Consider the following 19,499-nt stretch of genomic DNA (forward strand, 5'->3'; position numbering starts at 1 on the left):
GCGGATCGCGGCCTGGCGCAATCAGGGGTGAGCGAGACCGAAGAGGTAGCGGACGCGGCCGGCGATCTTCTCCGCTAGCGCCTGATCGGCGACATCCGAGTCGAGCGCCTGCGTCGACACTTCGAAGCCGCCCTCGCCCGCCTGGACGCCGTTTTCAACATAGGTCGCCTTGACCAGGACCGAAGCGATGTTGTCCGTCTTGTGGATCCCCATGTCCTTCTGGACCTTGAGGATGTTGACGGTGATGACGACGCGCGGACGCACATCGTCATAGCGGGTCGCGGCGATCGACTGCTGCAGCTGCTTGTTCACCCGGTCGACGATGACCACCGGTACATTGGCGGCACCGAGAACCGCGACCTGACGGACGTTATATCCCTTGGAGCGCAGGTTGTTCTGGTCGGGCAGAAGCGTGCAGGCTGCCAGCGCCGCACAGACCGCCAAAACCGCGCCCATCATTCGCAAAATCTTCGTCATCCCAGCCATCAACCTGCCCCTGTCCAATCTGTCGCCCGAAAAATTCAGCCCTGTGCCGCCAATGCAGACAAGACCTGCGAGGCGGCGCGCATTTCCTCGAAGCGCTTGTCGCGGCGGGCCTTCGCCTCCGCGTCTTCGCCCCAGTGCTCGATGGTCCAGTCTTCGTCAAGATGGGCCAAAGTCCAGACCTCGTCCAGCGTCCATGCGCCTTCCGCGTGCGCCAGCGACAGGATCGCCGATCCCGTGAGCGTCGTCATGGAATGCAGCGCGGCCAAGGCCAGGGGATTGTCGTATTTGCGGAGCGTCACGGCGAAGGCGGAAATCGCCTCGCGCGGCTGCTCCTGGTGCATGATCCCCTCGATCAGGATGAAGCGGGCGCCCAGCACATTGGCGGCCCAGTCGATGACCGGATCCCAGTGTTCGGCCTGCCGCTCGACAAGCCGCTCCGGCTCGCCGGCGCGGTAGCAGAGAAGATCGCTCGACGAGAACCGCAGGATATCCTCGTGGACGGCCTGCGGGTCGGTTCTGACGCCATCGATCGCGGTGTTGACCAGACGGGTTACCGGCATCGTGAACGGATCGATGACCTCGCCCTGCGCGTTCCATTCGGCCGCCATCAGCTCGGCCAGAGCCGGCGTCGGCGCCTCCAGGCTCGCACGACCCGGTGTCTTGACGGGTCGGCCATCGAGCAGAACGCGGAAGGCGCCGTCATCACCAGCCTCGACGGTCGCTTCCTTGTAGAAGCGCTTCGGAAGCTGCTGCTTCTGGCCTTCCTGGGCGATCTTCGACGGATCCTTCTGATGGGTCGAAATGTCGGAAATGAAATCACGCATAGGCAGTCTCGAATACATGTGTCGTCAGGTCGGTCGGCTTCAGCGCGATGCGATCCGCGCCGGCGTCGATGAGCTTGTCGACCGTCTCGTAGCCCCAGGAAACGCCGATCGCGGAAGCGCCCGCAGCCTTGGCCATCTGCATATCATAGATCGCGTCGCCGATCACAATCGTGTCCGCAGGGCGCACGCCCATCTGGTCGCAGCACTCGGTCACCATCGCCGGATGCGGCTTGGACGGGCAATCGTCGGCAGTACGGGAAACGACAAAATGCTGGCGGAGGCCATGGGTGTCCATGATAACCTCGAGGCCGCGCCGCGACTTTCCGGTGACGGCGCCAAGCAACAGGTCCTCTTCCGCCGAAAGCGCAGAGAGAAGGTCGGCAATTCCTTCGAACATCGGCTCCTGGAAGCCCGGCTCGCGACGCACGTCCGCAAAGATCGACTTGTAATGCGCGGTCATCCGCAGCGCCTCTTCGTCGACGTGCTCGTTACCGATCAGCCGTGCAATGGCGATGTCCAGCGTCAAACCGATGATAGACCGCGTACGGGCAATTTCCAGACGCTCACGACCGAATGCTTCGAACGTGCGGGCCATCACCTCATGAATCAGCGCGCCGCTGTCGACCAGCGTCCCGTCGCAATCGAAAAGAACGAGCTTCATGGCTCAGGCCTCGTCTTCCGGTCCGTCCACGGGGAAACCGAGAAGGTTCCAGGTCTGGACCATGTGCGGCGGCAGCGGTGCGGTGACACGCAGCCGGCCGCCGTTCGGATGGGGTATGTCGATATGGCGCGCATGCAGGTGCAGGCGCTTCTGCACGCCACCGGGGAAATCCCAGTTCGGGTCGTCGACGTAATACTTCGGATCGCCGATGATCGGGTGACCGATATGGAGGGCGTGGACACGCAGCTGGTGCGTCCGGCCGGTGTAGGGCTCCATCTCCAGCCAGGCGAGATTCTGGGCCGCCGTGTCGACGACGCGGTAGTAGGACACGGCGTGATCGGCGCCATCCTCGCCGTGCTTGGCGATCCGCATGCGGTCGCCGTCCGGCGTCGCTTCCTTGACCAGCCAGGTGGAAATCTTGTCGTCGCGCTTGCGCGGCACGCCCTTGACGAGCGACCAGTAGGTCTTCTTGGTGTCGCGCTCGCGGAAGGCAGCGGTCAGCTTCTGCGCCGCGCCGCGCGTGCGGGCGATCACCAGGACACCGGACGTGTCGCGGTCGAGCCGGTGGACCAGCCTCGGCTTTTCCCCCCGCTGGTTGGTCCAGGCATCGAGCATCTTGTCGATGTGCCGGGTGACGCCCGATCCGCCCTGAACGGCCAGCCCCGCCGGCTTGTTGAGAACGAAGACCTTGTCGTCCTCGTGCAGAAGCATGCGGGCCAACAGTTCGCCGTCGCCGGAGTGTTTCAGATCCTTGCCGGAGACCGGCCGGCCCTTGTCCTTCGCATCGACGTCGAGCGGCGGAATGCGCACCATCTGTCCCGGCTGGACGCGGGTATCCGTCTTGACGCGACCGCCATCGACGCGAACCTGACCCGAGCGCAGCAGCTTCTGCAGCTGGCCGAAGCCGAGGCCCGGAAAGTGGATCTTGAACCAGCGATCGAGGCGCATGCCCGTTTCGTCCTGGTCTACCTTGATATGTTCAATTCCCGCCATGATCGTCTCTCTCCGTTCCCTCAAAAGACCGCACGGCCGAGCATCAGGCCACCGAAGACGGCGCACAGCGAAATCACCACGCTGCCTATGACGTAGACGCCGGCCAGCGTCAGCTCGCCGCGTTCGTAGAGCGTGAACGCGTCGAGGGAGAAGGCTGAAAAGGTCGTGAACCCGCCGAGAAAGCCGGTGATCAGCAACACCCGCAGTTCCGGTGAGGAATTGAGCTTGCGCGCCACTAGTTCGGCAAACAGGCCGATCACGAAGGAACCGACGACATTGACCGTCATCGTCCCCCACGGATAACCGGGGCCGAACAGCCGGAATGTCCAGTTACCGACAAGGTAGCGGAGAACGGAGCCGAATGCGCCGCCAAGAGCGGCGAGAAGTATGTGTGTCATCGCCCCCGTTTAGTCTACGGACGCGGGGATTCCAAGCGCTTTTAGGCAACGCCGCCAAGGAAGGCGTCGACAAATTCATGGAGCTTCGCCCAATCGGTAAACTCATGATCCGTCGCGGTATCGACCGGGCCGCCTTCGGCCTTCGATATGCGCTTCATCATCCAACGCTTGAAGAAGTCATATTCGGTGTAGCGCAATGCGCCCGCGGCATCATGGATCGCCCGCGGCGTCCACCCCGTTTCCGCCAGCAATTGCCGCGGATAATGCCGCGCCGCCGCCCTTTCCCCGGCATCGTCGCTGATGATCGAGAGGGTGACGGAAACGAAGGCGCTCGGCACCGCGTTCAGCCATTCGGCCTCCCTGTGCACGAAGTCGACGAAAGCGGACGGATAGCGCCCGGCATGGATCGGCGCGCACAGGATGATGCGATCGGGCCGTTCCAGTGTGTATTCGGGCATCTCGGCAATGTTCATGATGCCGACGGCGTGGCTGGCATTCTCGACATGCGCGGCAATCTCGCCCGCGATCCGCCGGGTCTGGCCTTCGACGCTCACATATCCAACGACAATCTTCATCAGAGCTTACCTCCATCTGATTGAAGCAAGGATATTGCAGGCCGCCGCATGGACATTTGACGTACGTCAACCGCCTCGAAAAACAAGTCAAAACAGAAACTTATGTATAAATAAAATTATACTTAAATACAACTGATTATATTCACGGTCGCGATACGTATATTTGCTAGCCTTCATATCAAGTGTAATCGAAGCGGATATGGACATGGCCCAGGTTCTGACTGTTTCGGCAAACACAGCTGCATATGTGAGCGAGGCAAACAAACCGCCGATCAAGGTTCCACGCAGCAGTTTTGTCGAGGAAAGTGTCAATGCATTTGCCAAGGAAGCCCTGGAAAGCGGGGATTTCCAGCTGCGCGCGATCGTCAACGTGATCCAGCCGCCGGCGCTTGCGCTGTTCTTCCTGACCGCAGGAAACGAAGAAGTACCGCCGCAAGTCACGCTGCAGGAGGCGAAAGAAGCATACGAAGACGCGGAAGCATAAATCTCCTCGACCGCAACACTCCGGATGGCCGCCGCGCGCCGCGCATGGCGGCCTTTTTCGTTCCCGACCCCTCGCGTTCCCCTCTGGTATTTCCGATCGCTTCCAAGGGCATCGCAGCGCCATTCCGCCGGGCCAATTTCCCTACGACAAAAATTTGTCCGAAAACGCCATGGAGGCCTTGCCAATCCCACCGTCTCCCCGATAATGGACGCGACCCCGTTGGGAGAAGCCGGTTCGATCCGGTGCCGAAGGAGCAACCGCCCCGGAAACTCTCAGGCCAAAGGACCAGCGGCGGGCCACTAAGGACTCTGGAGAGAATGACGGCTTGAAAAGGCCGTTGCGCGCCGAAGGGATAACAATCTCAGGCCAAAGGACAGAGGGGGCGCGACTTGGAGGCGGCGCATGCCGTCAACGCGCTCGCGCGGCGTTCGCGCAAGAACCTGGAGGCCCTGTAGTGTCGGATACCGAAACCCTATCGACAACATCCCTGCATTCGCTCCATCGCGCCGCCGGTGCGCGCATGGTGCCGTTCGCCGGCTACGACATGCCGGTACAATACCCGCTCGGCGTTCTGAAGGAACACGTGCATACGCGCACGGCCGCCGGCCTGTTCGACGTCTCGCACATGGGCCAGATCCGCGTGACGCCGAAGGACGGCAACATGGAAACGGCGGCGCTGGCGCTCGAAAGCCTCGTCCCGGTCGATGTCCTCGGCCTGAAGCCCGGTCGCCAGCGCTATGCGCTGTTCACCAGCGACGACGGCGGCATTCTGGACGACCTGATGATCGCCAATCGTGACGACCACTTCTTCCTCGTCGTCAATGCCGCCTGCAAGACGCAGGATTTCGCCCATCTGAAGGCCGGAATCAGCGACAGCTGCGATGTCGAGATGCTGGAAGACCGCTCGTTGATCGCACTGCAGGGACCGTTTGCCGAGAAGGTGCTGTCGGAGCTTTGTCCGGACGTCGTCTCGATGCGGTTCATGGATGTGCGCGGCGGCGACCTGCACGATACGGACTGCATCATCTCCCGCTCCGGCTACACCGGCGAAGACGGGTTCGAAATCTCCGTCCCCTCCGACAAGGCCGAATCGGTCGTCATCCAGCTTCTGGAACATCCCGACGTCCAGTTTATCGGGCTTGGCGCGCGCGATTCGCTGCGGCTGGAGGCCGGTCTCTGCCTCTACGGCAACGATATCGACCAGACGACGACCCCGGTGGAAGCAGCGCTCGAATGGGCCGTCCAGAAGGTGCGCCGCAATGGCGGTGCGCGCGCCGGCGGCTTTCCCGGCGCCGAGCGCATCCTGCGCGAGTTCGACAAGGGTGCCACCCGCCGCCGGGTGGGCCTGAAGCCGGAAGGTCGCGCGCCGATCCGCGCGCATACCAAACTCTATGCCGATGACGCCGGACAGACGGAACTCGGCGAAGTCACCTCGGGCACGTTCGGCCCGACCGTCGAGGGTCCCGTCGCCATGGGCTACGTGCCGACCAGCCATGCCGCCGAGGGCACGGAGATCTTCGCCGAAGTGCGCGGCAAGTACCTTCCCGTCACCGTCACGGCAATGCCTTTCACCCCCTCCTCCTACAAGCGCTGACCTGAACTTTTCCCAGAAGGATTGATCCATGTTGAAATTTACCGAAGAACACGAGTGGCTGAAGATCGAAGGCGACGTCGCGACGGTCGGCATTACCCAGCACGCCGCCGAACAGCTCGGCGATCTCGTCTTCGTCGAACTCCCGGATGTCGGCGCCAGCTTCTCGAAGGGCGATGACGCGGCAACGGTCGAGTCGGTCAAGGCGGCCTCGGAAGTCTACTGCCCGCTCGACGGCGAAATCGTCGAGGTCAACCAGGCGATCGCCGACGATCCGTCGCTGGTCAATTCCGCGCCCCAGGGCGACGGCTGGTTCTTCAAGCTGAAGCTTGCCAATCCCTCCGACGCCGAAGCCCTGCTCGACGAAGCCGCCTACAAGGAGCTTGTCGGATAATGGATACGCCGACCGAATTCACCTTCACGGACTATCAGCCCTACGACTTCGCCAACCGCCGCCACATCGGTCCCTCCCCCGATGAAATGGCGTCGATGCTGAAGACGATCGGCTTCGACAGCCTGGATGCGCTGATCGACGCCACCGTGCCCGACGCGATCCGGCTGAAGGAGCCCTTGAAATGGGCACCGCCGATGACCGAGCGGGAAGCGCTCGACACGCTGCGTGACACCGCCAACCGCAACAAGGTCCTGGTCTCGCTGATCGGCCAGGGCTATTACGGCACCATCACGCCGCCGGTCATCCAGCGCAATATCCTGGAGAACCCCGCCTGGTACACGGCCTACACGCCCTACCAGCCGGAAATCAGCCAGGGCCGCCTGGAAGCGCTGATCAACTTCCAGACCATGGTGTCGGACCTGACGGCGCTCGACGTCGCCAACGCCTCATTGCTCGATGAAGCGACTGCAGCGGCCGAAGCGATGGCGATGGCCAAGCGCGTGGCAAAATCGAAGTCGAACACGTTCTTCGCCGACGAGAACTGCCACCCGCAGACCATCGAACTGCTGCTGACCCGCGCCGCACCGCTCGGCTGGACGGTCGTCGTCGGCGACCCGGCCAAGGATCTCGTGCCGGCGGACGTCTTCGGGGCGATCTTCCAGTATCCCGGCACATACGGACATCTGACCGACTTCAGCGACGCGATTTCCAGCCTGCATGCGGAGAACGCGATCGCCATCGTCGCCGCCGACATCCTGGCACTGACGCTCCTGAAGCCGCCGGGTGAAATGGGCGCCGACATTGCCGTCGGCAGCACCCAGCGCTTCGGCGTGCCGATGGGCTATGGCGGGCCGCATGCCGCCTACATGGCGGTCAAGGACGCCTACAAGCGCTCCATGCCGGGGCGGCTTGCCGGTGTCTCGATCGATGCGCGCGGCAACCGCGCCTACCGCCTGTCGCTGCAGACCCGTGAACAGCATATCCGTCGCGAAAAGGCGACGTCGAACATCTGCACCGCGCAGGTGCTGCTCGCCGTCATGGCCTCCATGTATGCGGTCTTCCACGGTCCGAAGGGACTGAAGGCGATCGCGCAGGGCGTTCATCTGAAGACCGTCCGGCTGGTGCAGGGACTTGAAAAGCTCGGCTACGCGGTCGAACCCGAGACCTTCTTCGATACGGTGACCGTCGAGGTCGGCCACATGCAGGGGCTTATCCTGCGCGCCGCCGTCGCCGAAGGCGTCAACCTGCGCAAGGTCGGCACGACGAAGATCGGCATCAGCCTCGACGAACGGACGCGTCCGGCTACGCTGGAAGCCGTCTGGCGCGCCTTTGGCGGCAAGTTCCAGATCGGCGACTTCCAGCCGGAATACCGGCTGCCGAAGGGACAGCTGCGCAAGAGCGAATATCTGACGCATCCGATCTTCCACATGAACCGCGCCGAAAGCGAGATGACCCGCTACATGCGCCGCCTCGCCGACCGCGACCTGGCGCTCGACCGGTCAATGATCCCGCTCGGTTCGTGCACGATGAAGCTGAACGCGACCGCGGAGATGCTGCCGATCACCTGGCCGGAATTCTCCGACCTGCATCCCTTCGTCCCGGCGGATCAGGCCGAGGGCTACAAGGCGATGATCGATGATCTCTCCGACAAGCTCTGCGCGATCACCGGCTATGACGCGATCTCCATGCAGCCGAATTCCGGCGCGCAGGGCGAATATGCCGGCCTTCTCACCATTCGCGACTACCATGTCGCCAATGGCGAGGCGCACCGCACGATCTGCCTCATTCCGACATCGGCGCACGGTACCAACCCGGCCTCGGCGCAGATGGCCGGCATGGTGGTTGTCCCGGTCAAGGCGACCGAGAATGGCGATGTCGACATGGAGGACTTCCGGGCGAAGGCCGAGCAGCATTCGACGAACCTCTCCTGCTGCATGATCACCTATCCGTCGACGCATGGCGTGTTCGAGGAAACTGTGCGGGAGATCTGCGAGATCACCCACCAGCATGGCGGCCAGGTCTATCTCGACGGCGCCAACATGAACGCCATGGTCGGCCTGTCACGCCCCGGTGACATCGGCTCTGACGTCAGCCACCTCAACCTGCACAAGACGTTCTGCATTCCGCATGGCGGCGGCGGACCGGGCATGGGCCCGATCGGCGTCAAGGCGCATCTGGCCAAGCATCTGCCGGGCCACGAGGCGACCGACGGCCGCTCCGGCGCGGTGTCGGCTGCTCCCTTCGGTTCGGCGTCCATCCTGCCGATCTCTTGGAGCTACTGCCTGATGATGGGCGGCGAAGGCCTGACGCAGGCAACCAAGGTCGCCATCCTCAACGCCAACTACATCGCCGCGCGTCTCGCCGGCTCCTACGACGTGCTCTACACGTCGAAGAACGGACGAGTGGCGCATGAATGCATCATCGACACGCGGCCGCTGGCCGACGGCGCCGGCGTCACCGTTGACGATGTCGCCAAGCGTCTGATCGACTGCGGCTTCCACGCGCCGACCATGAGCTGGCCAGTCGCCGGCACGCTGATGATCGAACCGACGGAATCGGAGACCAAGGCGGAACTCGACCGCTTCTGCGATGCCATGCTGGCAATCCGCGACGAGGTTCGCGCCATCGAGGACGGTCGAATGGACAAGACCGACAATCCGCTCAAGAACGCGCCGCACACGGTCGAAGACCTCGTCGGCGAGTGGAACCGGCCCTATTCGCGCGAGCAGGCCTGCTTCCCGCCCGGCGCCTTCCGCGTCGACAAGTACTGGCCGCCGGTCAATCGCGTCGACAACGTCTATGGCGACCGCAACCTGATCTGCACCTGCCCACCGGTTGAGGCCTACGCCGAAGCCGCCGAGTAAGGTCAGTCGCATGCTCTGGAGACGGCCCGCCCCCTGGCGGGCCGTTTCTGTTTCAGCCTGGCACATCCGGTTTGCCTTATTCACCCTTTGGTGACATTGCCCCTTCAGCCTTTGCTAAATCCGCCATGCGAGACTGCGCCGATCTGAATGTGAGGTTCTGCGAAATGGGTCTTTCCGGTGTCATGAACGTTGCCATGTCCGGCATGCTGGCGAGCACCAACCGTCTCGGCGCGACCGCCCAGAACGTCGCCAACATGGACACGCCCGGCTATCGCCGGATGAACGCATCCTCCTCGACGACGGAGGGCGGCGGCGTCATCACCACCGTAACGGAAAGTGACGCAGCGAAAGGTGGCTCCTCCAACGTGGATCTCGGCACCGAGATGCTCGACATGATGGAAGCCGAAACCAGCTACAAGGCCAATGCATCGGTCTTCGAGGCCGGCGCCGACATGTGGGACGTGCTGCTGACCATCAATCGGGACGACGACGAGCAGGCCTAAAGTCCTCAGACGCTGAATTCCGGCAGACGCACAACGAAGCGCGCACCGCCGCCCGCCGTAGAGCCGAGCGAGATCGTCCCTCCCAGTCCTTCCGTCAGCGCCTTGACCACGGCGAGGCCGAGACCGGCCCCTCCCGTTTCCCGGCTCCGCGAGGCCTCGAGGCGGAAGAACGGCTCCATGACCGCCTGGCGCATGTGCGCCGGAATGCCGGGCCCGTTGTCCTCCACGACGATCGTCACATTGCCGTCCTTGACGCCACCAGACAATTGCACCTTCTGTCCGTATTTCAGGCCATTGTCGACGAGGTTGGCGATGATGCGGCGCACAGCGAGCCGATCTCCCAGGATCTGCAGCGGATCCTCGTCGTCACCGTCCAGCGACATGTCGATCGCGGCTCCGGCTTCGCGACGCGCCACGAATTCCTGGGCAAGGATCTCGCGGACATCCACCAGCTCTTCCGTCAATTCGCCGGCGCCGATGCGCGAGGCAATCAGCGCATCGTCAAGAAGGCGGATCATGTCGGAGATATCGGCAGCCGCCCTTTCGCGCTCGGCTTCGTCCTCGATCGCATCCAGCCGCAGGCGCAGCCGCGTCGCGAAGGTCCGCACATCATGCGATATGCCGCCGATCAGCGCCATGCGGTTCTGAAGCAGAACCGTCAGACGATCCTGCAGGCGGTTGTAGGCCTCCACCAGCCTGCCGACCTCGCCGCTGAAGCCACGGTAGGGCGGCAGCCTCTCGGGCGTCCCGGAGAGGTCGGTGCGGTCGAGCGCATCCGCCAGGTGTTCCAGGGAGCGGGTCGCGCGCACGACGCCGAAGAGCACCACAAGGGCAAGCAGCGAGCCTACAAGACCGGCAAGAATGCCGGGCGGCACGGCGAACACGTTTGAAAGGAGCGGACTTCTGGCGGTGATCGTCAGCGTGTCGCCGGTCTGCAATGCGACGCGAAAGATCGCGATCGGCGGATATCGAAGGAGGAAACGGGGGGCGATCCGGCGAATGCCGTCGGGCTGGGGCGTGACGATCTCGATCGCCCGCGGCGCGACGCGCATGGCGTAGGCGGCAAACGTCAGCGCGCCGAGATCCGGTGTCGGCGGCGCCTCCTTCAGCAGCGTGTTTCCGGGCTCGAATTGCAGCGTCACACCCGGTTCACCGACGAAGCGCGCGAGATCCGCCCTGCCCTCGCTGTTCAGAGTTTCGGCAAGACGGACTATGGCGGCAAACCGCAGCGGGGAGACTGGCGGCGGCTGTCGGCGGATCGCTGCAATGTAGAGGATGGCGGCGAGTGCGATCCAGAGAATGATCACGACAAGCGCGGCAATCGCCACGAACCGCGGTTTCGGGAGAAAGCGTGTCACGAGACCTCCGAGACGGCCCTGGCGGTCAGCATGTAGCCGCTGTTCCTGACCGTCGTGATCAGGTTCGGACTGCCGCCATGCTGATCGAGCTTCTTGCGCAGTCTCGACACCAGCATGTCGACGGACCTGTCGAACGGATCGGCATCGCGGCCATGCACCCAGTCGAGGATCGTCTCGCGGCTCAATACCCGGCGCGGACGCTTGGCGAAGCAGGCCAGAAGGTCGAACTCGGCGCTGGTCAGCACCACCGGCGTACCGTCGACGGTTTCCACGCTGCGGCTGTCGAAGTCCACCAGGAATGCATCGACGGCGCAGCGGTTCGGCCGGTCTTCCGGTGTCCGCGGCCTGGCGCGGCGCAGGATCGCTCGGATGCGCGCCAGCAGCTCGCGCGGTGCAAAGGGCTTGGCGAGGTAATCGTCGGCACCGACCTCCAGTCCGACAATGCGGTCGATTTCGTCGCTCTTCGCGGTCAGCATGAGAATGGGCACGGCCGATGTCGCCCGCAAGCGGCGGCAGATCGACAGGCCGTCCTCGCCGGGCAGCATCAGGTCGAGGACGATCAGATCCGGCTCTGTTGCGGCGAGAATGGCATCGAGCTCGCGGCCGTCGCCGGCGGACCGCACGGCAAAGCCCTCCCGCTCGAGGAAGGCGCCGACGAGACGCCTCACCTCCGGATCGTCCTCCACCATCACTATGTCGAGACCAGACGTGTTCATGGCGCCATCATTTTCCAGCGCAATGCGTTTCGCAAGTGGCCTCCCGCCGTTGTTACACACTGTTACACGCCGGAGACAACATTCGACAAAACCCTGCCTGCCGGTGATACGCGCAAGACATACGGGCCTCATTCTCCATCTCGTCAAGCCGGACAGCCGGCGCAAACAATCACTGGAGATAATATCATGAAAGCCCTTCTGATTGCCGCAGCAACCGCCACGCTCTCGCTTGCTGCCGTCGCAGACGCCAATGCCTGGACCCGCAACTCGACGACGACAGGTCCCTATGGCGGCAGTGTCCACTCCTCCGGCAGCGGCAGCTGCAGCGGCTACAACTGCAGCTCCTCCGGCACCTATACCGGCCGCTACGGCCAGACCGCGACCCGCAACAGCGCCACCGCCTGCAATCCGGCCACGCAGAGCTGCACCCGCAACTCGACGGTCACCGGCCCCAATGGCGGTCAGGTGAACCGTTCCTCGACGATTTCCCGCTAATTCGTCCCACCCCAGCGGGAAGTCTCCGGTCCGGCAGCAGCTCTCTCCGCAGCCGGACCGGATCCGTATCGCCACCCGGAGACACACAATGCGAAGCGTTCTCGCCGCCACGACCATTTGCCTGCTCGCAACATCCGCCGGCGCCGCACAGCCCGGCTATTTCGAACTCATGAAGGTCATGAACGCCTGCAAGGCGGACATCCAGGCCTTTTGCCCGACCGTTGAGCCTGGCGAGGGGCGCATCCTCGCCTGCCTGAAGACACAGCAAAGCAAGGTCTCCGCGGGCTGCATCTCGGCTGCGGAGCCGTATCGCGACCAGGCGGACACTCTGAAGAGCATGCCTGCGCCCGCCGGCAACTGACGACCAATGGAGTAACCACCATGCAGCACCTCAGCGATTTCTTCACCCATCCCTGGCCGATCGCGGCCGTCGCCGGCGTCGCCATGCTCGTCGAATTCATCTCGGGCTGGCTATCGGACGAGGACACGCACGATCTCAAGGAAACGGCGGCGTCCCTGACCATCGCCGTCATCAACAAGACCGTCGGCGCCCTGTCGGCGGGCATCACCGCCCTGCCGCTGATCTGGCTTCACCAATTCGCGCTGTTCGACATTCCGGCAAGCAATCCGGCAGCGCTGGTGGCGGCGTTCTTCCTCACCGATCTCTGCTACTACTGGCACCACTACGCCATGCACAAGGTGCGTCTGCTGTGGGCCAGCCACAGCGTCCATCATTCGCCGACGCGGCTCAACCTGACCGCCGCCGTGCGCCTTGGTATCGGCGGACACGTCGCGGGGGGCTTCCTGTTCTACGCGCCGCTGGTGCTGATCGGCTTTTCACCGTTGGTCATCTACGGCATGCTGGCACTCGGCCTCATCTACCAGCTGTTCCTGCACCCGGCACATGCACCCGATCTCGGGCCGCTGGAATATGTCCTGAACACGCCCAAGCACCATCACGTCCACCACGCGTCCAACACGGAATGCCTGGACAAGAACTTTGGCGGCGTCTTCATCATTTTCGACCGGATGTTCGGCACCTATGCCGAGGCGCCGCAGAACGAGCCGCTGCGCTTCGGTCTTAAGGCGGTCGAGATGAAGACCAACAACCCGTTGACCATTCTTTTCCACGAATGGATGGCGATCCTGAAAGACGCCGTCGCCAGCCGCTCCGCCGCAGCCGCATTCCGAGCGGTCTTCAGCATGAAGCGGAAGCCCAACCGCGACGCGGCATGACATACCCTTCGCAGGGCTGCCTGGAAAGGTGAGCCCTGCCGCGCTATCAAGTTGACGCTCGAAATCAAGTTTAGGGAGAAAAATTCAGAAAATACAACTCTACATGTTAAAAACTTCGACTGATATATCAATGATATTGCGCCGTGGAATAACGCGTGCAAAGCAATACAATATATCGCGGAGTAATACATGCCCGATTCACTGGAATCGTTCAGCACGAAAGCCTATCTGGCGCTCGAACATCAGATCGTCACCCTTCGGCTGCCGCCAGGCGCTTCCGTGAATGAGAAGCGCCTGATCGACATTGCCGGACAAGGCAGGACGCCCGTCCGCGAGGCCATCCAGCGGCTGGCCTGGCAGGGCCTGATCATCATTCGCCCCCGCGCGGGCATGCAGATCCGGGCGATAGACGAACTGGATTTTGCCAAGATCATGGAGGTTCGCCTGCAGCTGGAGCCCATCGCCGCACGGTTGACGGCCCAGTATGCCAACAGCATCCAGCGCGCCGCCATCGTCGATTGTGCCCAGCAGATGACGGCATCGGCGGCCAGCGGCGATGTCGAGATGTTCCTGAATGCCGACAAGCGCTTCGACACCATCATGGAAAAGACCTGCCCCAACCAGTTCCTCACCGGCGCACTGGCGCCGCTGCAAACCCATGCCCGGCGCATCTGGTTCTCGACGGCAACTCCGGAAAGGATGAAGCGCGCGATCTCGCTGCACGTGGCAGTCATCAACGCCATACAGAGGTCGCTGCCGCACGAGGCACAGGTGGCGATGGCAACGCTCCTCTCCACGCTGATCGCCGAACAGCCCCCGCTGGCGACATCGAACTGAAACCAAAAAGGCGGCCCGAAGACCGCCTTAGATATCCATGGCCCCTTGCCGGGATCAGCCGACGAACGCGCGCTCGATCACGAACTCCGCCGGCTTGTTGTTGGCGCCTTCGGTCAGGCCGGCCTTTTCCAGGACAGCCTTGGTATCCTTCAGCATGGCGGCGGAACCGCAGATCATGCCGCGATCGATCGCCGGATCCAGCGGCGGAACGCCCAAGTCGGAAAACAGCTTGCCGCTCTCGATCAGGTCGGTGATGCGGCCCTGGAAGGGGTAATCCTCGCGGGTGACCGTCGCATAATGCTTCAGCTTGTCGCCGACGATCTCGCTCAGGAGTTCGTCGTTCCTGATTTCCTCGACGAGATCGAAGCCGTATTTCAGCTCGGCGACCTCGCGGCAGGTGTGGGTCAGGATGACCTCATCGAACTTCTCATAGGTTTCCGGATCGCGGATCAGGCTGGCGAAGGGCGCGATGCCCGTGCCGGTCGAGAACATGTAGAGACGCTTTCCGGGAACCAGTGCGTCGAGAACCAGCGTGCCGGTCGGCTTCTTGCGCATCAGCACGGTATCGCCGGGAACGATCTTCTGCAGATGCTGGGTCAGCGGGCCGTCCGGAACCTTGATCGAGAAGAACTCGAGCTCTTCCGCCCAGGCCGGGCTGGCGATCGAATAGGCGCGGTAGATCGGCTTTTCGCCGACCATCAGGCCGATCATGGCAAACTCGCCCGAGCGGAACCGGAAACCGTCGGGGCGCGTCATCGAGAAGCGGAAAAGACGGTCGGTGTAGTGCGTGACACTCAGGACTTTTTCCGCGTAGACGCCGTCCGGTATGGCGGGGGCGAAATTCTCGGCTTTAGCGGGCGCGTTCATCGGTCTCTTCGATCCTCAAAGTCGATTTATTGCAGTCGGTAGGCGAATATTACAAACAGCGGCAAAATGGAAGGCAACGCATTTCAACGCAAAGGCGCACGGCGAAATATGCATTCGGCGTGAAAACACCGCTTCGGTGCGCCAGTCTTTGCCATCGGCCGCCGATCATCTCAGCGGCCGACCGCGTGTTCCTTGATTTCCATCAATACGGGAATAAAATATAGAATTTTCCCTATATCAAGCGGCCGGCTTGGCACCGCGCCGCCAGCTGTAGCTGCCGGGATTGGCAGCTTCCCGAGCTGCCGGCTGGTAATGCAGCGAGATACCGGGAATACGGCCTTCGGCGAGCCGCTTCAGCGCCGTCGCATTGGTGACCGCGAAACTGTCGATCCCGACGCGCAGCATCAGGGCCAGCGGATCGATCAGAACGTCGCCAACGGCGCGAATCTCGTCCTTGTAGCCGAGGCGATCGCGCAGCAGCGACGCATGGCTGAAGGCGCGACCGTCGTTGAAGGCCGGGAACTCGACGGCGACCAGAGCGATACGACCGAGATAGGGCTCAAGCCGGGTCACATCATCGGCCGGGCGGATCAGAACGCCAAGGCCGGTGTCGTTGCTGTCCTCGACCTTTGCCAGAAAGGCGTCCAGCGGCAGAATCGCCTTCCGGCTGCCATCCGCCTTGACCTCTTCGGTCTCGATCACCCAGGGATCGTTTTCAACGAAGCCGGTTTCCTTCCAGATTTTCGTCATCATCGGTCTCCTCAGGCTGCCTTGGCTTCGTTGCCGTAGAGCGCATCCTTGAAGGGCTGCGCACCGACGCGGCGGTAGGCTTGAAGGAAGGTTTCCTCCTTCGACTGCCTGAGGCCGAGATAGGTGTCGACGATCGTCTCGACCGCATCCGTCACCTTCTCCGGCTCAAAACCGCGACCGATGATCTCGCCGATCGAGGTGTTTTCGTCGCCCGAGCCGCCAAGCGTGATCTGGTAGAGCTCGGTGCCCTTCTTCTCCACGCCCAGGAGGCCGATATGGCCGACATGGTGGTGGCCGCAGGCATTGATGCAGCCCGAGATCTTGATCTTCAGCTCACCGATGTCGGCCTGACGCTCGGCCGCGCCGAAGCGGGTCGAGAGTTCCTGGGCCAGCGGAATGGAGCGCGCATTGGCGAGCGCGCAGTAATCCAGCCCGGGACAGGCAATGATATCGGTGATCAGGCCGGCATTGGCGGTTGCGAGCCCGTCGGAGACCAGCGCGCGGTATACGGCTTCGAGATCGGCGATCGCCACATGCGGCAGGATGATGTTCTGCTCGTGGCTGATGCGGATTTCGTCGAACGCGTATTCGGCGGCGATGTCGGCGACAGCCTCCATCTGCGCATCCGTGGCGTCACCCGGAATGCCGCCAATGGGCTTCAGCGAAATCGTCACGGAAGCATAATCCGGATGCTTGTGCGGGTGGACGTTCTGGCCGACCCATTCGGCGAATGCCGGATCGGCCTTCTTCCAGGCGGCAAGGTTGGCCCAACCTTCCGGACGCTCGGCAAGAGCCGGCGGCGCGAAATAAGCGGCGATCGCCTGAACATCGGCGTCGGGCAGCTTCAGTTCGCTGTCCTTCAGGTTGGCAAACTCGGCCTCGACCTGCGCCTTCAACTCCTCGGTGCCCGTCTCGTGCACGAGGATCTTGATGCGCGCCTTGTACTTGTTGTCGCGGCGGCCATGCAGGTTGTAGACCCGCAGGATGGCCGTCGTGTAGGTCAGCAGATCCTCTTCCGGCAGGAAGTCGCAGATCTTCTTGGCGATCATCGGGGTACGCCCCTGCCCGCCGCCGACATAGACGGCAAAGCCGAGCTCGCCCTTGTCGTTCTTCTTCAGATGCAGGCCGATGTCGTGCACCTGGATGGCGGCGCGGTCGCGCTCGGCACCGGTGACGGCGATCTTGAACTTGCGCGGCAGGAAGGAGAACTCCGGATGGACGGAGGACCACTGGCGCAGGATTTCGGCATAAGGACGCGGATCGGCAACCTCGTCGGCGGCAGCACCGGCGAAATGGTCGGCCGTCACATTGCGGATGCAGTTGCCGGACGTCTGGATGGCGTGCATCTCGACGGAGGCCAGCTCATCAAGGATATCCGGCGTATCAGACAGCTTCGGCCAGTTGTACTGGATGTTCTGGCGGGTGGTGAAGTGGCCATAGCCGCGATCGTACTTGCGGGCGATATGGGCCAGCATGCGCATCTGCTTCGAGTTGAGCGTGCCGTAGGGGATCGCGACGCGCAGCATGTAGGCGTGCAGCTGGAGATAGACGCCGTTCATCAGGCGCAGCGGCTTGAAGGCATCCTCTGAGATTTCGCCGGAGAGGCGGCGGCCGACCTGGTCGCGGAACTGGTCAACGCGCTCGGCGACAAAGGCGTGGTCGAATTCGTCGTAACGGTACATGTCTATCCTCAAACGGCAATGAATTTGGGGTCGGCGGCCTGATAGCCGGCGGCATATTCCATGGTCGGGCCGGCGGCGCGGATGCGCTCGCGCAGGCGCTGCGGACGGATGGCGCCGTCGACTTCCTCGACATCGATGACGTTGACGTCGACTACCTTGTTGCCGGCATAGTCGCGCTTGCCGATCGCTTCAAGGGCTTCGACAGCCTCGGCATGGCGGGCAACAAGGGCGTCCTGCAGCTTCTCGCTCCATTCGCCGGCGGCCGTCAACCAGACGGCGATGCCGTCGCCAAGACGGTTGGCGGTCAAAACCTTGTCGGTCATCATGCACTCCTTGCAGAAAATTCGGCGGCTATCGGGGCCGGTGCGCGGCCCACGGCCAGAGGTTCGGAATGGTCGAAATTGGCGCCGGCGACCGCATCGCCGATGACCACCATGACCGGTCCGGTCAGGTCGTCACGCGCTTCCAGCCCCGGCAGGTCGGCGAGCGTGCCGTGCAGCAGGCGGCGGTCGTCGCGGCTGGCGTTTTCGATCACGGCAACCGTGGTCTCGGCGGCAAGGCCGGCCTTCATCAGGCGACCGGCAACCGAGGCTGCGACCGTACGGCCCATATAGACGGCAATGGTCGCGCCGGAAACGGCAAGCGAAGCCCAGTCGGGCAGCACATCGCCGGTCAGGTCGTGACCGGTGGTGAAGATCAGCGACGAGGCGACGCCGCGCAGTGTCAGCGGCAGTTCGAAATCGGCGGCGGCGGCAAAGGCCGAGGTGATGCCGGGGACGACCTCGTAGGAGATCTTCGCTTCGCGCAACGCGGCCATTTCTTCCGCCGCGCGGCCATAGACCAGCGGATCGCCCGACTTCAGACGCACCACGCGCTTGCCTTCGCGGCCGAGTTCGACCAGCAGGTCGTTGATCTCATCCTGTGACTTCGAATGGCAGCCCTTGCGCTTGCCGACGGAAATGCGCTCCGCGTCGCGGCGGCCCATGTCGACGATCGCCTGCGGCACAAGGGCGTCGAAGACGATGACGTCGGCCTGCATCATGAGCCGCTGGGCGCGAAGCGTCAGCAGATCGACGGCACCCGGACCGGCACCGACGAGCGACACGTGGCCCAGTGCCTGCCCGCGCGACTGCAGCAGGAGCTGCGTGGCTTCGCGGCGGGCGTCCGCAATATCATCACGCTCGACGGCACGCGCGACGGCGCCGGAAAAGAAGTTGCGCCAGAAGCCGCGACGAGCGGAGCCCTTCTCGGTCATGCGTTCGGCGGCGGAACGGTAGTCGATTGCCAGCCGGGCCAATTTGCCGAGCGACGGCGACAGCATCTGGTCGACCTGGGCACGGATCATCTGCGCCAGCACCGGGCCGGCGCCTTCCGTGCCGATGGCAACGGCCACCGGCGCGCGGTTGACGAGAGCCGGCGTGAAAAAGTCGCAATAATCGGGCTGGTCGACGGCGTTCGCAGGGATTTTCGCCGCGCGCGCCGCAGTCACGATGTGCCGGTCAAGGGCGGCATCGCCGGTCGCGGCGAAGACCAGCTTTGCGCCGTGCAGCTGTTCGGGAGAAAACCCTTCCGCGATCACCGCAAAACCATTTGCCGCCAGGAAAGCCGCATAGTCCGGTTCGGGATCGGTCGCATAGGCGACGATGCGGGCCTGCGTGTTGGCCAGCAGACGCGCCTTGGCGTAGGCCTCATCACCATTGCCGAATACGGCAGCGACTTCATCCGCAACGCGGAAGAAGGCTGGAAATACGGCAAGTTTGTCTCTAGCTGCGCCCATGCGCCCTA

The 19,499-nt window shown here is 63.2% G+C and carries 22 protein-coding genes and 2 riboswitches; of the genes, 9 read left to right on the forward strand and 13 right to left on the reverse strand.

The features are described 5' to 3' along the window. Nucleotides 1-21: 21 nt before the first annotated feature. From ACU5AY_RS08010 to ACU5AY_RS08035, 6 genes are read right to left on the reverse strand one after another with little or no spacing between them, the layout of a single operon-like run. On the reverse strand, nt 22-477 hold the full coding sequence (locus ACU5AY_RS08010) for a hypothetical protein (RefSeq protein WP_446828662.1): 456 nt from the start codon (nt 475-477) through the stop codon (nt 22-24). Nucleotides 478-521: 44 nt separating this feature from the next. Then, nucleotides 522-1,310 (reverse strand): ATP12 family chaperone protein, encoded by a 789-nt coding sequence (locus tag ACU5AY_RS08015; RefSeq protein ID WP_446828663.1) that lies wholly within the window; start codon nt 1,308-1,310, stop codon nt 522-524. Beyond that, nucleotides 1,303-1,971: an HAD-IA family hydrolase gene (locus tag ACU5AY_RS08020; RefSeq protein ID WP_446824242.1), complete on the reverse strand. Its 669-nt coding sequence runs from the start codon at nt 1,969-1,971 to the stop codon at nt 1,303-1,305. The genes ACU5AY_RS08015 and ACU5AY_RS08020 overlap by 8 nt, the downstream gene beginning before the upstream one ends. Nucleotides 1,972-1,974: 3 nt before the next feature. Next, entirely contained in the window at nt 1,975-2,964 is a 990-nt protein-coding gene (locus ACU5AY_RS08025; protein ID WP_446828664.1) for an RluA family pseudouridine synthase, read from the reverse strand. Between the two features lie 20 nt (nt 2,965-2,984). Beyond that, the gene (gene crcB / locus ACU5AY_RS08030) at nt 2,985-3,362 is read right to left on the reverse strand and encodes a fluoride efflux transporter CrcB (RefSeq protein WP_446828665.1); all 378 of its coding nucleotides are present in this window, start codon (nt 3,360-3,362) and stop codon (nt 2,985-2,987) included. Between the two features lie 41 nt (nt 3,363-3,403). Next, the gene (locus ACU5AY_RS08035) at nt 3,404-3,937 is read right to left on the reverse strand and encodes a flavodoxin domain-containing protein (RefSeq protein WP_446828666.1); all 534 of its coding nucleotides are present in this window, start codon (nt 3,935-3,937) and stop codon (nt 3,404-3,406) included. A gap of 205 nt (nt 3,938-4,142) precedes the next feature. Here ACU5AY_RS08035 and ACU5AY_RS08040 point away from each other — a divergent pair, with 205 nt between their 5' ends. The 5 genes from ACU5AY_RS08040 to ACU5AY_RS08060 all read left to right on the forward strand — a co-directional run bounded on the left by ACU5AY_RS08040 (nt 4,143) and on the right by ACU5AY_RS08060 (nt 9,773). After that, entirely contained in the window at nt 4,143-4,421 is a 279-nt protein-coding gene (locus ACU5AY_RS08040; protein WP_446824246.1) for a hypothetical protein, read from the forward strand. Between the two features lie 210 nt (nt 4,422-4,631). Beyond that, nucleotides 4,632-4,719: riboswitch (glycine riboswitch) on the forward strand. After that, nucleotides 4,720-4,808: riboswitch (glycine riboswitch) on the forward strand. A gap of 67 nt (nt 4,809-4,875) precedes the next feature. Then, the gene (gcvT, locus tag ACU5AY_RS08045; protein WP_446828667.1) at nt 4,876-6,015 is read left to right on the forward strand and encodes a glycine cleavage system aminomethyltransferase GcvT; all 1,140 of its coding nucleotides are present in this window, start codon (nt 4,876-4,878) and stop codon (nt 6,013-6,015) included. A gap of 28 nt (nt 6,016-6,043) precedes the next feature. Continuing rightward, complete coding sequence (gcvH, locus tag ACU5AY_RS08050) at nt 6,044-6,406, forward strand: glycine cleavage system protein GcvH (RefSeq protein ID WP_446824248.1); 363 nt, start codon at nt 6,044-6,046, stop codon at nt 6,404-6,406. Further along, a complete protein-coding gene (gcvP, locus tag ACU5AY_RS08055) occupies nt 6,406-9,270 on the forward strand; it encodes an aminomethyl-transferring glycine dehydrogenase (protein WP_446828668.1) in 2,865 nt (954 codons plus the stop codon). Before gcvH ends, gcvP begins: the two co-directional genes overlap by 1 nt. Before the next feature lie 164 nt (nt 9,271-9,434). Further along, a complete protein-coding gene (locus ACU5AY_RS08060) occupies nt 9,435-9,773 on the forward strand; it encodes a flagellar basal body rod protein FlgC (protein ID WP_446828669.1) in 339 nt (112 codons plus the stop codon). 5 nt (nt 9,774-9,778) lie between these two features. On the opposite strand, the gene ACU5AY_RS08065 is transcribed toward ACU5AY_RS08060, so the two are convergent. Together ACU5AY_RS08065 and ACU5AY_RS08070 are read right to left on the reverse strand one after the other, a co-directional pair. Continuing rightward, nucleotides 9,779-11,131 carry a sensor histidine kinase gene (locus ACU5AY_RS08065; RefSeq protein WP_446828670.1) on the reverse strand — a complete coding sequence of 451 codons (1,353 nt, stop codon included), beginning with the start codon at nt 11,129-11,131 and terminating at the stop codon, nt 9,779-9,781. Next, nucleotides 11,128-11,847, reverse strand: a complete 720-nt coding sequence (locus ACU5AY_RS08070) for a response regulator (protein WP_446828671.1) — start codon at nt 11,845-11,847, stop codon at nt 11,128-11,130. The genes ACU5AY_RS08065 and ACU5AY_RS08070 overlap by 4 nt, the downstream gene beginning before the upstream one ends. Before the next feature lie 186 nt (nt 11,848-12,033). Between ACU5AY_RS08070 and ACU5AY_RS08075 the strand changes: the two genes are divergently transcribed. From ACU5AY_RS08075 to ACU5AY_RS08090, 4 genes are all read left to right on the forward strand, one after another. Then, entirely contained in the window at nt 12,034-12,342 is a 309-nt protein-coding gene (locus tag ACU5AY_RS08075) for a hypothetical protein (protein ID WP_446824253.1), read from the forward strand. Between the two features lie 88 nt (nt 12,343-12,430). Then, a complete protein-coding gene (locus ACU5AY_RS08080) occupies nt 12,431-12,703 on the forward strand; it encodes a cysteine rich repeat-containing protein (RefSeq protein ID WP_446828672.1) in 273 nt (90 codons plus the stop codon). A 20-nt stretch (nt 12,704-12,723) separates the two neighbouring features. After that, entirely contained in the window at nt 12,724-13,578 is an 855-nt protein-coding gene (locus tag ACU5AY_RS08085; RefSeq protein WP_446828673.1) for a sterol desaturase family protein, read from the forward strand. 189 nt (nt 13,579-13,767) lie between these two features. After that, nucleotides 13,768-14,415: a GntR family transcriptional regulator gene (locus ACU5AY_RS08090; protein WP_446828674.1), complete on the forward strand. Its 648-nt coding sequence runs from the start codon at nt 13,768-13,770 to the stop codon at nt 14,413-14,415. 54 nt (nt 14,416-14,469) lie between these two features. Here the strand turns inward: ACU5AY_RS08090 and ACU5AY_RS08095 are convergent, their stop codons facing one another. From ACU5AY_RS08095 to cysG, 5 genes are all read right to left on the reverse strand, one after another. After that, a complete protein-coding gene (locus ACU5AY_RS08095) occupies nt 14,470-15,282 on the reverse strand; it encodes a ferredoxin--NADP reductase (protein WP_446824257.1) in 813 nt (270 codons plus the stop codon). Between the two features lie 237 nt (nt 15,283-15,519). Continuing rightward, a complete protein-coding gene (locus ACU5AY_RS08100) occupies nt 15,520-16,032 on the reverse strand; it encodes a DUF934 domain-containing protein (protein ID WP_446828675.1) in 513 nt (170 codons plus the stop codon). Between the two features lie 11 nt (nt 16,033-16,043). Beyond that, nucleotides 16,044-17,714 (reverse strand): nitrite/sulfite reductase, encoded by a 1,671-nt coding sequence (locus ACU5AY_RS08105; RefSeq protein WP_446828676.1) that lies wholly within the window; start codon nt 17,712-17,714, stop codon nt 16,044-16,046. An 8-nt stretch (nt 17,715-17,722) separates the two neighbouring features. After that, nucleotides 17,723-18,037, reverse strand: coding sequence for a DUF2849 domain-containing protein (locus tag ACU5AY_RS08110; protein ID WP_446824260.1), 315 nt, complete (start codon nt 18,035-18,037; stop codon nt 17,723-17,725). Further along, a complete protein-coding gene (gene cysG / locus ACU5AY_RS08115; protein ID WP_446828677.1) occupies nt 18,037-19,491 on the reverse strand; it encodes a siroheme synthase CysG in 1,455 nt (484 codons plus the stop codon). Before cysG ends, ACU5AY_RS08110 begins: the two co-directional genes overlap by 1 nt. Nucleotides 19,492-19,499 lie beyond the last annotated feature (8 nt).

The sequence above is a fragment of the Rhizobium sp. PAMB 3174 genome, assembly GCF_052908375.1.